Genomic DNA, 1,204 nt, shown 5'->3' on the forward strand with positions numbered 1-1,204 from the left:
GTGCCCTGGCCGGCCTCGTTGGCGTAGATGCCGCGCTTGACGCCCCAGGCGATGGCCTGGCCGATGATGCCGCCGAAGGCCGCATGCGCGCCGAAGGCGCTGGAGAAGATGTCGGCGAACATCGTCGGCACCTTGCTGGCATTGAGCATCATCACCACGATGGCCATCAGGATGAAGCCCAGCGCCATGAACGGCACGATCACCTCGGCGAAGCTGGCGATGCGCTTGACCCCACCGAAGATGATCACGCCCAGCAGCGTGGCCACCAGCAGACCGATCCACAGCTTCAGGCTGGCCGCGCCGCCGACCACCGCGCAGGCGTCACCGCCGGTGCACAGCGCATTGACCGCACTGTCGGCGATCGCGTTGGCCTGCACGCCCGGCAGCAGGAAGCCGGCGGCGATGACCGTGGCCACCGCGAAGGTTGCCGCATACCACTTCAGCCCCATCGCCTTTTCGATGTAGTAGGCCGGACCACCGCGGTAGCGGCCCTCGGCGTCCTTGACCTTGTAGATCTGCGCCAGGGTGGATTCCACATAGGAGGTGGAGGCGCGAGGAAGCCCATCACCCACATCCAGAAGATCGCGCCGGGGCCGCCGTAGGCGATGGCGGTAGCCACGCCGGCGATGTTGCCCACGCCCATGCGCCCGGCCATCGACATGGCCAGCGCCTGGAAGGAGGACACACCGGCCTCGGACTTCTGCCCGCGCACCGTCAGCCGGCACATCTCGGCAAACCCGCGGATCTGCATGACGCGCGTGCGCAGCGTGAACCACAGTCCCGCGCCCAGACACATGAAAATGAGCGCATTGCTCCAGATGATGCCGTTGACGAATTCGACGATAGATTCCACGTAGTTCCCCGGAAAGCTTAAAGTGGCCGGCCCCGGTCTACGGGACCGGCCGATTTTTCCACGATTGTGCAGCCCTGTGCAGGGCCGCCCCCTGTATTACGGCAACATCCGTAGACGGGCGAAGCAGCGCATGTCATGCAGCTGCCCGTCCTTCAGCACTGACTGGCGCTCCACGCCTTCCTCGTCGAATCCGTTCTTCAACAACACCCGCGCCGAGGCCGGATTGCCGGCCATCACCTGCGCGGCCAGCCGCGACAGCGCCAGCTCGGCCATCACCCACGGTGCGTAGGCGGCCACCACCGCGCTCATGACCCCCTGCCCCCAGTAGCGCCGCCCCAGCCAGTACGCCCA

The 1,204-nt window shown here is 66.4% G+C and carries 1 protein-coding gene and 1 pseudogene; both read right to left on the minus strand.

The features are described from left to right. A pseudogene (locus tag JCM9942_RS16345) lies at positions 1-853 on the minus strand (alanine/glycine:cation symporter family protein); the annotation flags it as partial. Between the two features lie 96 nt (positions 854-949). Continuing rightward, positions 950-1,204: GNAT family N-acetyltransferase (locus tag JCM9942_RS16350; RefSeq protein WP_157723013.1), on the minus strand; the 255-nt coding region annotated here is incomplete at its 5' end.

The organism is Stenotrophomonas pictorum JCM 9942, assembly GCF_001310775.1.
GTDB lineage: Bacteria > Pseudomonadota > Gammaproteobacteria > Xanthomonadales > Xanthomonadaceae > Stenotrophomonas > Stenotrophomonas pictorum.